Source organism: Mycobacterium sp., assembly GCF_040398885.1.
GTDB lineage: Bacteria > Actinomycetota > Actinomycetes > Mycobacteriales > Mycobacteriaceae > Mycobacterium.
In genome coordinates this window covers 1-10,436 of the sequence record NZ_JBBATF010000016.1, presented here as the reverse complement: position 1 = coordinate 10,436, position 10,436 = coordinate 1, and the positions used below count along the sequence as shown (strand labels likewise).

Genomic DNA, 10,436 nt, shown 5'->3' with positions numbered 1-10,436 from the left:
AGACACCGGCCGTCAAGACACCGGCCGTCAAGACACCGGCCGTCAGGACGCCCAAGGCGGCGCGGGGCGGCGGGAAGGCCGAGGTCGGTGCGGCCCGCAGCACCGGGACGGCCCGGGCGGGGCGCTGACCCACCCGCCGGGCATCGAGGACCGGCCGAGCAGCGATACCGTCGGCCACTACCCCGAGTGGACCTCGCCTCCTTCGGAATAGGTTGCCACCACGGGGATCTCGCGGACGGCGTCCGGATCGGCCTCATGGGCCAGCGGGTCGCCGCCGAGTAAGACGAAGTCCGCGGCCTTGCCCGCCTCCAGCGAGCCCACCAGGGAGTCGGCGTGGCACATCCAGGCTGCGTCGATGGTGCTGCCCCGCAACGCCTGGGCGACGGTCACCCGTTCTGCGGGGTTGAGCACCTCTCCCCCGTCGGCCATGGTGCGGGCCGCGGCGGTGGCGATGTAGTTCAGCGGCCCGATCGGCGAGACGGAGTAGTCGCAGTGGAAGCTGGCCCGCAGGCCGGCTTCGACCGCAGACGCGTAGCGGTCGAGCAGGTCGGCGCGCGCCGGGCCGAGGATGTCGTCGCGCATCGCCCTGCCCCACAGCCGCACATGGTTCATCAGGAAACTCGGGGTGATTCCCAGGCCGGCCATGGCGGCGATGTGTTCGTCGTGCAGCAGGGAGGAGTGCTCGGTGCGGTGCCGCTTGGCCGGGTCCCACGACGGCAGCCTGGCCGCGGCCGCGAAGGACGCCATCACCATGTCCATGGCGGCGTCTCCGTTGGCATGGCACATGATCGGCCAGCCCGCTGCGACGGTGGCGGCGAAGTTCGCGGTCAGTTGCTCGGGGGTGAAGTTGGCCACCCCGCGGGTGTCGCGGCCCAGATAGTTCTCCCGCAGGTAGCCGGTGTAGCCCTGATTGGAGCCGTCGGAGACCCATTTGACGGTCTGCGAACGCAGCCGGTCGTCCCCGGAGCCGGGGGTGATTCCGGCCTTGGTGAAGTCGCCGAGCTTCTCGCCCCACAACGACATCGACCCGCGGACCGGGAAGCCGGGCTGGGCGAAGATCCGGTGCAGCAGGTCGACCTCCTGCACGCCGGCGATCGCGCCGGTGGCCGCCTCGTGGACGTAGGTCACGCCCTGCTTGGCCGCCATCGCCGCGATATCGGTGATGGCCTGGGCGATCACCTCCGGTGTCAGGCTCGGCAGCAGCTTCATGAACGGGATCATCGCCGCGGCCTCGGCGACGATGCCGGTGAGCCTGCCGTCTCGGGCGCCGTAATCCCCGCCGGGAGGATTGGGGGTGGCCGCGGTGATCCCGACCCCGGCGTAGGCGGCGGAGTTGACGTAGAAGAAGTGCTGCGAGGCGTTCATCACCACGATCGGGACCTCGGTGGAGAGCTGGTCGAGCAGTGCCGCGGTCAGGTCGGGCTGGCCGGGCAGCAGGCTGGGGTCGAACAGTTGGCCCACCACGGTCTGACCGGCAGGCGCCTTGGCCACCGCCGCCTTGAGCGAGGCCAGCACCGCGTCGAGGGTTCTGTTGGTGTAGGGCGAGCAGTCCACGCCGTCGAACACCAGGGCCGAGGACACCAGGTGCAGGTGTGGTTCGACGAGGCCCGGCAGGATCGCGCCGTTCGGGTGGGCGAGAAGCTTGGTGGTGGGGCCGACGAAGCTCTCCAGGTCCGCGCGGGACCCGACGGCCAGAATCCGTCCGCCGGCGACGGCCATGGCCTCGGCGCGAGGGTTGGCCGCGTCCATGGTGACCAGGGAGCCGGTCACCAGGAGTTCGGCCTTGGTCGCGTTTCCGCGGCGAGGCCGGTGCGCGGTGCGGTCGGCGGGGTCGACGCCGGCGAGGGAGACCCGCGCCGCGTTGGCCGGGTGCGGTGCACAGCAGTCTGCGGCGTGCGGGTGATCGGTCATGGTGGCCTTTCGTGGGGTGGCCACTGCGAGAGTACGGCCGTTTTGCCGGCGTCTCAGCCGGGCGCGCGCCGCGGAGAAGTACCTAAAACTATTGCCCGCCTCTCAGCGACAACTGCCTGTCGGGGCTGCCGCGACCCCACCAGGAAGCCGCGCTGTCGGGCAGAGGTGGGCAAAGATTTACTCCCCCTCGGCGCACTCCAGCACCGACAGCAGATCCAGCAGTTCGTTCTCGCCGATGACCCCGCGGCGGTAGCAGGCCCGGGCCATGTCCCGCAGCATCGGCAGGGTGAACCGGTACCGGCCGTGCTTGCCCGCCTTCAAAGGTTTGATGGGCGAACCGTCGGGATGGACGAAGACCCCGCTGCGCATCGCCGAGTAGACCCACTGCACCGACCTGCCGAAGAACGCCGCGACCTCGCCGGTGCTGTAGAACGTCTGCCCGAACTCCCCGGGCTCCGCGGGCTCCGCGGGCTCCCGCAGCGCCGGCTCAGGGCCGGGTGCGGGCTCTGCCGCGCACCCCGCGGCCTGCAGCAGTTCCACCTCGATCTCGACGCCGAGAGTCCGGGTGCCGGCCATCGCCAGTGCGGCGAAGCCGAGTTCGTCGACCGCCTTGACCTCGATGCGCAGCGCGTAGTCGATCGCGCTGAACCCGCCGTCCATGGTGCACGGCTCCAGGTCGTGGCCCATCAGCAAGTTCAGGCCGTGGCGCTGCAGCACCAGGCTGAGCCGGCGCAGATGCTGCTCGCGGCCCAGGTCCTCCATCGGGAACGGCATCCAGATGTCGACATGGGTGGCCAGCGCCCGGCTCAACGCCGTCAGCGCCGCCTCCACCGCGGTCAGGTCGTCGCTGGATGCGGCCTCTCCCGGCTCGAAGCAGTAGGTCTCGCTGACGACCGCACCCTGCTTGGCCGCCCGCTCGGTCAGGTCGAAGTGCCGGATGGTCTCCCGATCACCCAACGCGATGACGGCGTAACTGGTGTTGATCGACGGCGCCATTGAAGCTTCCCCTCCTGTCGGCCTGCACTGGACGACATCACCGTAGCGGCGCACGCCGACAAGAACCGGTCTGCCGGTCTGCAGGCCGATCCCCGACCAGGTGCCGGTCTCCCCGCGATTTCCGACATAGCACCGTCCCATCCCCGATGGGCGGCCCAAGATCGTGAATTGTGGTTTGCATGCCTTCCCTTCGCACCCGTGTCGGCGGCCGATGACCCCGGGCGAACCGTCGACGACCGGGTGGCCGGTGCGGCGCGGTCGGATCGTCTTCGGCACCGCGGCCGGTTTCGTCTTCTTCCAGATGGTGCTGCAGACCTTCCCCAGCGTGATGCGCGAGGGTCTGGTCGTCGACCTGTCGCTCGACGACGCGGGATTCGGCGGCCTGTCCTCCAGCTTTTACTACCCCTACATCCTGCTGCAGATCCCGGCGGGCATCCTGGTGGCGCGTTTCGGTGCGCGTTCGGTGCTGATCGGCGGGGCGACGCTGTGCACGGTGGCGTCCTTCCTGTTCGCGACGTCGCAGACCGCGAACTTCGCCGAGGCCACCCGCATCCTGATGGGGTTGGGCGCCGCACCGACCGTGGTGTGCGCGATGACACTGGCCGCGCAATGGTTCCCGCCCGGCCGGTTCCCACTGTTGGCCGCGCTGACCGAGATGGCCGGGATGACCGGGGCGGCGGTGGGCCAGGAGACGCTGGGGTTCATCGTGGAGAGGTCCGGTTGGCGGGTCGGAATGATCACCTGCGGTGTGGTCTCGGCGATTCTGCTCGCGCTGATCGTGCTGTTCGTGCGGGGCCGCACGGTGCCCGGCGCCGGGGCGGGCGCGGGCTGGCCCGCACCCGCCGACCTCAGGCGGCTGATCCTGTCCATGCCGATCCTGTCCAGCGCGGCCGCCGGCGGTTTCGTCGCCTCGGCCGGGGTGGCCTTCGGGATGCTCTGGGGCGTCTCGTTCTTCCAGACCGTTCACCACCTGAGCCTGTCGGCGGCCTCGATCGTCGGATCCTTCTACTTCTGGGGGTGCCTGCCCGGCATGCTCGGCTTCGCCTGGCTGTGCTCCCGTTGGCGCCGGCCCGCGCTGCTGCTGGCACTCGGGGCGGTCGGGACGGCGATCACGATGGGCCTGATCCTGTTCGTGCTGCACGGTCCGGCGGCCCAGTGCGCGGCGATGTTCGTTCTCGGCGTGTGCAATTCGTCCTACACCCTGGCCTTCACCATGGTCAAGGACGAGGCCCCGGCTCAGCTGTCGGGGGTGGCGATGGGGTTGACCAACATGCTCGTCATGGGTATCGGCGGGCTGGCCTTCCAGCCGTTGCTGGGGATGCTCGCCCGCACCCGCGGCCAGGGCGTGCCGGACTCCTCGACCCTGAGCGTGCTCATCGTCGCGCAATTGGTCGCGGTGGTGATCCTGGCGGCCGGAGTGGGAGTGTTTCGGGACGCGAAGGGCCGGAAGGCTGCAGGGACGTCGGGCTGACAACTTCTCGACGAACCGTGGGGGCGGGGGTCACCCGGCCGCGTCGACTGGTCCCAGGCGCGGACCGTTCAAGGGGAGATGCGCCAGGGACTTTCGCCGTCAGCAGGGCGTGTTCCAGTTCATGTCGGTGGGCACCGGCCGGCCGTCGCCACCCAGGCAGGCCTGGTAGCAGTTGGAGAAGCCCATGGCGCCCTCGCAGTGCCAGAAGCTCCCGTCGGCCATGGGCGGGTTGTCGCAGAAGCCGCCCCAGGGTGTCATCATGCACTGGCCTGGCACGGCGGCGGCCGGCGGCGAGAACACGCCGCCGGCCAAGCCGGCAGCCGTCACAACGGCTGCGCACAGAACCGATAAACGAACCATTGGAATCCCCCCAATCCCGGTTCTGGCGAACCGGTGACTACCACGATAGTCCCGTCGCCCGGCCGCTTCCGGGCCTACCGGAACCGGACCAGGCGGATGTCCAGGCCGGCGTCGGCGACCAGAGCAACCGCCCGGTCGACGGCCTCGTCGATCCAGGCGATGTCGTTGCCGAACACCCCTCCCCCGACCCGGGTCAGCAGCACCGTGTTCGACCCGCCCGCGGCGGCCTGCTCGGCCGCCGCGAGCAACGTCGCCTCGTAGGCGGCCTCCAGCACCAGCCGGGCGAACGGCTCCCAGTCCCGACTGGGCAGCCGCGAATACCCAAGGGGCAGAGCCGAACAGAACGCCTGGGAGACCAGCCGGCGCGGTTCGCCCTCGACGTCGGTCACCTGCACGTCGCGATGCAGGCCGATGGCCAGGTGCCCGCGCAGGGTGTCGCGGACCTCCTCGGACCCACTGTCGAGCACCGCGCCGATGGCCGCCAGACCCTCGGGGCTGCACAGCGCGTAGCCGTTGCTCATCGTCCAGAGACTCTGGACCGGGAGGCCGGTCAGTTCCGTCAGAGCCGCACCCAGGTGGACGAGTCCGTCGATCTGCCGATCGGCGGTCTGCCCGATCTGATCGCCGACGGGGGCGAAGTAGTTGCGGTAGATCGTCGCCGCGGCGGCCGCCAGCGAGCAGGCCGGCCCCTGGGTGCGGTCCCACGCATAGCCGGTGACACCGGCCTCCGGGGTGACGTGCTCGGAGACCATCTCCAGCACGTTGAACTGCGAGGCCACCTGGAACAGCGCTCCCTCCAACGCCGGGTCGGAGTGCAGCTGCCGGGCTTCTCCGAACACGGTCCGGACCGAGGTGCGTTGCCCGCGAGCCGGTTTCACCCGCGCCCGAAGCTCGGCGACGGTGGGCAGGGTCAACCGGCCGATGCCGTAGCGCTTGCCGTTGACCCGCGACACCAGTTCATCGCCCTCGACGGCCAGCCGCTGCCGGGTCGATGCGTAGCCGTCCTCCCGGAACCCGGTGAGCCGCTCGAACCAGTCGGTCATCTCAGGCCCCCCGTCGCTCGGCGCGGCGACGCAGCACGGCGCGCTGCCCGTCGGTGTCGGGAACGCGGTGGTGCTCCTTGCGGGAACCCTTGCGCAGATCCTGCATGCGGTCGAGCACCTGCGGGTAGCCCAGGCCGTCCTGCCGGATGAGCCAGGCGCCGACGACGGTGCCGGTGCGGCCCTTACCGCCCCAGCAGTGGGCCAGCACCACATGACCCGCATCGAGTTCGGCCCGGATGTGGGCCAGGATCTCGTTGTAGCCGGCGTCGTCGATGACGCCGGTGTCGGGGATCGGGAAGCGCCGGTAGCGGGCCCCGGCGTGCAGATCGCCGTCGTAGGGCCGCATCGGGTCCCCGCCCCTTGTGGGCTCGCCCGCCTCGGTGAGGTCGACGAAGGAGGTGATGCCGGCCGCCCGCAGCACGCCGAGTTTCCGGGCGGTGTTGCCCGGGTCCCGGGCGCCGGGGTACTCGGTGGCCAGCAGTCGGCCCCGCAGCACCCAGTAGCCGTGGATGAGGTCGTCGTGTTCCCAGCTGGGGAATGATTCGTGATTGGCCGATTCGTTGTTGGCCGATTCGTTGCGTGCCATGGTGTGGTCCTTTCGGTGGATGGATTGAGTGCGGGACGGCCCAGTCGGGGCCGACCCGTGCGGAGGGGGTGCGCGACACCCGCGGCGCTCAGGCGGCGGGCAGGCGGTGTACTACCGCTCCGTGCGGGAAAGATCTTCGAGCACCTGCTCGAACTCCCGCCTGTTGAGAACGCCGTGCCGCAGGCACGACTGCGCCATCGCGCGCAGCATGGATCCGGTGTAGCGGCGCCGGCCCCTGGCCCCGACCCGCAGCGGCTCGACCGGCGAGCCGTCGGAGTAGGCGAAGACTTTGTGACGCAGCGCCGAGTAGAGCCAGTTGGGAGACTTGCCCAGCAGGCCGGCAGCCTCCCTGGTGGTGTAGACGCGTTCACCGCGGCAGACCCGCTCGGCGGACCCGGCGCCGGCGGCCAGTGCCTTCTCGATCTCGGCCCCGAGGACGCGCGAGCCGGCGGCGGCCAGCGCGGCCCGGTCGAGGTCGTCGACCGCGCGGACCTCGTTGCGCAACGCGAGGTCGATATCGCTGTACCCGCCCTCGACCGGACACGGGTACATGTGCTGGCCCATCAGCAGATTGAGGCCGTGGCGCTGCAGTGCCAGGCTGAGTCTCCGGATGTGGGCTTCGCGGCAGAAATCCTGCAGCGGCCAAGGGCACCAGACGTCGCGGCGGGTGGCGATGGCGCGGCTCAGCACCGCGACCACGGCCTCCACTTCGGTCAGGTCGTCGGCCATGCCCGCGGCGCCCACCGGGAACGCGAACGTCCCGGCGATCCCGGCACCGTGCTCGGCGGCCTTCTCCGCCAGCAGGTCCGGACGGCCGGCCGTGTCCTCGTCGGCGATCACCAGAACGGCCCGGCCGAAATCAATTCCGGTCATGAATTCCCCCTGTCCCCTAGATACCGATCATAGCATATTTGTTGCGTATTCCGCAATATGTCCTAGACTGGACCCTGTGAGCGACAACGGCTTACCAGATGATCAGCCCAGGACAAAGGTATCAATAGCAACCGAAAAAACCGGTCGCCCTTATCCGCGGCCCATCGTCGCGGTGGACGTCGCGCTGCTGAGCCCGAACCTCCGGGAGAACCGGCTGGAGGTCGCCGAGATGTGGCGCGACGACACCGGGACCTGGGCACTGCCCGGGACGTTCCTGCGCCGGGGCGAGACCCTGGCCGACGCCGTGAGACGTTGCCTGCGCGGGAAACTCGGCGTGGAGGGGATGCGGCTGCGCCAGTTGGGGGTGTTCGACGACCCGCACCGCGACGACCGCGACTGGGTGCTGTCGGTCGCCCATGTGGCCCTGGTGCGTCCGGATCGGCTGTCCGCACTTGGGACCGGATCGGCGGCGCGCACCCGGATGGCGCCGGTGGACCGGCCCGGCGAGTTGGCGTGGGACCACCCCGAGATCGTCCGTCAAGCCAAGAACGACGTCCGGGCCCGCTACAGTGGCAGCGCCGACCCGGAGTATCTGCTGGGCACGGAATTCACCCTGCCCGATTTGCGCAGAGTTCACGAGGCCGTCGCCGGCAAGGACCTCGACCGCGACAGGTTCCGCCGCGCCATGGACGACAAGGTGCGGCGAACCGGAAGGCAGGAGAACACCGGGGCGCGCGGCCGACCGGCGGATTTATTCCGCCGGGTCCGCTGAGCCCGGGAACACGGCCGCTGACCAGCGGTTAATCCGGGAATGTGGGCTGGGTCACCCTGTGTTGCGGATGTGACGGTTCCGTTGGGCCGCAAGGCGCGAAATCGGTTGGGGACGAACCTATCACGCCCAACGGGACGAAATCGAACAGAAGTCGATGAACCCCAATGTTGTTGCAATAATCCATTTTTCATGCCGAATGACCGCTCCGCGCTGTGGTGTACTTCTTCGCCAGTACTATTGCGGATTTGTCAAATGTGTTCGCAATCAACGCTGTTGACGAACTTCCCCGCCCTGCTGAACCCAGCTAGCCTTTAGCCCATGAAGAAGATTGCACTGGCGACGATCACCGCCGGCCTGGTTGCAACCTCGTCGGCAACTGCATCCGCCGTCCCCCTGGTCGGGGGCAGCGGGCTGGTTCCCAACGCCAGGAACCTCGCGGAGTACATCATGGAGACCTACCCGGGTGTTCAGTCGATCGGTGGCGTGCGCGCGGATTCGCGCCCGGACCACCCGAGCGGCCGCGCCCTGGACATCATGATCGGCTCGGACATGGGCCTGGGCGACGCCATCAACTCCGACGTCCAGAGTCAGGCGTCGCGCTTCGGCGTGCAGTACACGATGTGGCGGGTTGCCAACCACTTCAACCACGTCCACGTGACGGTGTCCTGACCCAACCCGTTCCAACTTCGGCGCGATCACCGGCGGCCACGACCGCCGGTGGTCGCGCCGACTGCATCCCGGGTCGGCACGCCGGACTGTTGCCCGCGACAGGTTCCCCCGGCGGCCGCGCCGGCCCATTAGATTTGGGCGCGTGAGCGACGCCCTGGTCCTGCACTGCGTGCGGACCCCGCGCGGCAATGCTTCGGCGAACGGGTCCCTGCAGTGACCGAGTTACTGATCGCGGTCAACCCCGACGTCGACTCCAAGTTGCCGTATCTGCTGCGGATCCCGCAACCCGGCGATGATCTGGTGTTCCGCACCTCGGGGACGTGGCCACGGGTCAAGGCGTTGTACTGCCACCCGGTCGGGCTGCACGAGTGGCCCGAGGATGCGGTGATCGTCGAACGGGTGAGGTTGCGCTCCTGCCGGCGGCGCGGCGCGGCGATCGACGTCATCGCCGACCGGGCCCGGGAGAACCGGTCCCAGGTGGTGTTCACCGTGGCCCGGGGCCGCGACATGGTGTTCTGGCAGTCGCCGCGCACCCGCAAGCAGGCCCGACCCGATGTGCGCACCCCCACCGCCCGCGCGCACGGCATCGCGGAACTGCGGATAGCCGTCGACTCCCGCGAGCGTTACGCCTACCGCTTCCCCACCCAGCGGGTCGGCACCACCAGGCAGGCGCTGCCGTGCGGTGACTACGGGCTGATCGCCGACGGCCAGTTGGTCGCCTCGGTGGAACGCAAGTCGCTCGCCGATCTGGTCACCAGTCTGGTCGGCGGCAAGCTGCGCTACCAGATCGCGGATCTGGCCGCGCTGCCGCGCGCGGCGGTGGTCGTCGAGGACCGCTACTCCCAAGTCTTCGCCCTGGATCGGGTCCGGCCCGCGGTCGTGGCCGATGGACTGGCCGAACTACAGGTCCGCTGGCCCAACGTGCCGATCGTGTTCTGCGAGAACCGTCAGCTCGCCGAGGAGTGGACCTACCGCTTCCTGGCCTCCGCGCACGACTGGTGGGGCACTGAAAAGGCTATGCCGCACCGCATCTCGCCGACGTCGGCGCCCGACGACGGATCCGGGGACCCCGAACCGAGCACCTCCGAGGTCCGCCGATGGGCACGCTCGGCCGGCCTGGTCGTGCCCGACCGCGGACGGCTGCGTCCCGAGATCTGGCAGGCCTGGACCGCGGTCCATCGGCCGGGGACGTCTCAGCCGGGGAACTGACGCGTCGGCGTGATGCGCCCGGTGACCCCCAGCTCCCGCGACCGCGCGACCAGCCGGGCGTAGGTCTGCGGGTCGATGGTCTGGCTGCGGGTCAGGATGTAACCACTGCGACCGCTCGGGTCGCTGACGATCACCCAGCTGTAGTCCGGGGCCCGGTCGACGATGACGTAGTTGCCCGGCGGGCTGGCCGACGGGGTTCCCCCGAAGCCGACGTTGAGCGCGGTGTTGGTGTCGTTGACCGGGACGGCCGAGCCCGTGATCGACGACTTCGGGCCGCGCTTGAAGAAGTAGTTCCCGGAGTTCTGCACACCCAGGGTGCCGTCCGGCTTCGCGGTGTAGACCGCCTTGGTGTTCACCAGCCCGATGGAGAAGAACTGCTTGACGCTGCCCTGCTCGTAGTAGGTCCCGGCGAACTGCGCCGGGTCGACGGGGGTGCTCGACGGCGCCACCGGCACCGCCGCGGTCGCGGCCGCCGGGGGTGGCGGACCGGCAACCGCCACCGCAGCCGCGGGCGCGGGCATGGGCGCGGGTGCGGGTGCGGGTACG

General features: G+C 69.7%; 11 protein-coding genes. 4 read left to right on the top strand and 7 right to left on the bottom strand.

Annotated features, from left to right (window positions below):
* Positions 1–177: 177 nt before the first annotated feature.
* Both ADBZ5U_RS02990 and ADBZ5U_RS02985 read right to left on the bottom strand, forming a co-directional pair.
* Positions 178–1,911 (bottom strand): amidohydrolase, encoded by a 1,734-nt coding sequence (locus tag ADBZ5U_RS02990; protein ID WP_526262214.1) that lies wholly within the window; start codon positions 1,909–1,911, stop codon positions 178–180.
* A 177-nt stretch (positions 1,912–2,088) separates the two neighbouring features.
* The gene (locus ADBZ5U_RS02985; RefSeq protein ID WP_526262212.1) at positions 2,089–2,907 is read right to left on the bottom strand and encodes a DUF7229 domain-containing protein; all 819 of its coding nucleotides are present in this window, start codon (positions 2,905–2,907) and stop codon (positions 2,089–2,091) included.
* A gap of 211 nt (positions 2,908–3,118) precedes the next feature.
* On the opposite strand from ADBZ5U_RS02985, the gene ADBZ5U_RS02980 reads away from it, so the two are divergent.
* On the top strand, positions 3,119–4,378 hold the full coding sequence (locus ADBZ5U_RS02980; RefSeq protein ID WP_526262210.1) for an MFS transporter: 1,260 nt from the start codon (positions 3,119–3,121) through the stop codon (positions 4,376–4,378).
* A 99-nt stretch (positions 4,379–4,477) separates the two neighbouring features.
* Here ADBZ5U_RS02980 and ADBZ5U_RS02975 read toward each other — a convergent pair whose 3' ends face one another.
* The 4 genes from ADBZ5U_RS02975 to ADBZ5U_RS02960 form a co-directional block, all read right to left on the bottom strand.
* On the bottom strand, positions 4,478–4,705 hold the full coding sequence (locus tag ADBZ5U_RS02975; RefSeq protein WP_526262208.1) for a hypothetical protein: 228 nt from the start codon (positions 4,703–4,705) through the stop codon (positions 4,478–4,480).
* Between the two features lie 107 nt (positions 4,706–4,812).
* A complete protein-coding gene (locus ADBZ5U_RS02970; RefSeq protein WP_526262206.1) occupies positions 4,813–5,781 on the bottom strand; it encodes a hypothetical protein in 969 nt (322 codons plus the stop codon).
* A gap of 1 nt (position 5,782) precedes the next feature.
* Positions 5,783–6,367, bottom strand: coding sequence for a protein-tyrosine phosphatase family protein (locus ADBZ5U_RS02965; RefSeq protein WP_526262204.1), 585 nt, complete (start codon positions 6,365–6,367; stop codon positions 5,783–5,785).
* 111 nt (positions 6,368–6,478) lie between these two features.
* A complete protein-coding gene (locus ADBZ5U_RS02960; protein ID WP_526262202.1) occupies positions 6,479–7,240 on the bottom strand; it encodes a DUF7229 domain-containing protein in 762 nt (253 codons plus the stop codon).
* A gap of 172 nt (positions 7,241–7,412) precedes the next feature.
* Here ADBZ5U_RS02960 and ADBZ5U_RS02955 point away from each other — a divergent pair, with 172 nt between their 5' ends.
* The 3 genes from ADBZ5U_RS02955 (at position 7,413) to ADBZ5U_RS02945 (ending at position 9,890) form a co-directional block, all read left to right on the top strand.
* Entirely contained in the window at positions 7,413–8,012 is a 600-nt protein-coding gene (locus tag ADBZ5U_RS02955; RefSeq protein WP_526262200.1) for an NrtR DNA-binding winged helix domain-containing protein, read from the top strand.
* 318 nt (positions 8,013–8,330) lie between these two features.
* Positions 8,331–8,681: a VldE C-terminal domain-containing protein gene (locus tag ADBZ5U_RS02950; protein WP_526262198.1), complete on the top strand. Its 351-nt coding sequence runs from the start codon at positions 8,331–8,333 to the stop codon at positions 8,679–8,681.
* A gap of 213 nt (positions 8,682–8,894) precedes the next feature.
* Positions 8,895–9,890: an ERCC4 domain-containing protein gene (locus tag ADBZ5U_RS02945; RefSeq protein ID WP_526262196.1), complete on the top strand. Its 996-nt coding sequence runs from the start codon at positions 8,895–8,897 to the stop codon at positions 9,888–9,890.
* On the opposite strand, the gene ADBZ5U_RS02940 is transcribed toward ADBZ5U_RS02945, so the two are convergent.
* The coding region (locus ADBZ5U_RS02940) for a lipocalin family protein (RefSeq protein ID WP_526262194.1) at positions 9,875–10,436 on the bottom strand (562 nt) is incomplete at its 5' end. The genes ADBZ5U_RS02945 and ADBZ5U_RS02940 overlap by 16 nt on opposite strands.

Coding starts and splice junctions, on each gene's coding strand:
- ADBZ5U_RS02980 (WP_526262210.1), top strand. CDS start 3,119: ATGACCCCGGGCGAACCGTCGACGACCGGGTGGCCGGTGCGGCGCGGT.
- ADBZ5U_RS02990 (WP_526262214.1), bottom strand. CDS start 1,911: ATGACCGATCACCCGCACGCCGCAGACTGCTGTGCACCGCACCCGGCC.
- ADBZ5U_RS02965 (WP_526262204.1), bottom strand. CDS start 6,367: ATGGCACGCAACGAATCGGCCAACAACGAATCGGCCAATCACGAATCA.
- ADBZ5U_RS02970 (WP_526262206.1), bottom strand. CDS start 5,781: ATGACCGACTGGTTCGAGCGGCTCACCGGGTTCCGGGAGGACGGCTAC.
- ADBZ5U_RS02985 (WP_526262212.1), bottom strand. CDS start 2,907: ATGGCGCCGTCGATCAACACCAGTTACGCCGTCATCGCGTTGGGTGAT.
- ADBZ5U_RS02950 (WP_526262198.1), top strand. CDS start 8,331: ATGAAGAAGATTGCACTGGCGACGATCACCGCCGGCCTGGTTGCAACC.
- ADBZ5U_RS02960 (WP_526262202.1), bottom strand. CDS start 7,240: ATGACCGGAATTGATTTCGGCCGGGCCGTTCTGGTGATCGCCGACGAG.